The sequence below is a fragment of the Pseudomonas sp. DCB_AW genome (genome assembly GCF_026240895.1).
In the GTDB taxonomy this organism is placed as follows: domain Bacteria; phylum Pseudomonadota; class Gammaproteobacteria; order Pseudomonadales; family Pseudomonadaceae; genus Aquipseudomonas; species Aquipseudomonas kermanshahensis.
Map to the genome: position 1 here is coordinate 1 of NZ_JAPFCE010000179.1, position 465 is coordinate 465.

General features: G+C 58.3%; 1 protein-coding gene. It reads right to left on the minus strand.

Annotated elements, in window-relative coordinates; genetic code table 11:
- Nucleotides 1-34: 34 nt before the first annotated feature.
- Nucleotides 35-465, minus strand: a 431-nt coding sequence (locus OO306_RS28155) for an immunoglobulin heavy chain variable domain-containing protein (protein ID WP_265970398.1), incomplete at its 5' end; no start/stop codon positions are given.

A 465-nucleotide genomic window follows, 5' to 3' on the forward strand; every position in this document is an offset into this window, starting at 1 on the left:
GAGAGTTTGGTCTCATTGGCACAGAATTGTGAGGTTAGAGAGGCGTGCAGGGAGGTTTTTGTACACCCAGACAGTGGAGTACTACCACTGTGTCTCTCGCACAGTAGTAAACTGCGGTATCCTCGGCCCGCAGGCTGTTCATCTGCAGGTACAGGGTGTTCTTGCTGTTGTCCCGGCTGCAGGTGAACCGGCCCTTCACGCTGTCGGCGTAGTAGGTGCTGCCGCCGCTGTAGATCACGCACACCCATTCCAGTCCCTTGCCAGGGGCCTGGCGGACCCAGCTCATGTAGTTCGAGGACACGGTGAAGCCGCTGGCGGCACAGCTCAGTCTCAGGCTGCCGCCAGGCTGGATCAGGCCTCCGCCGCTTTCCACCAGCTGCACTTCACACTGGACACCTTTTAAAATAGCCACAAGAAAAAGCCAGCTCAGCCCAAACTCCATGGTGGCGGCGGTACCAAACTCTC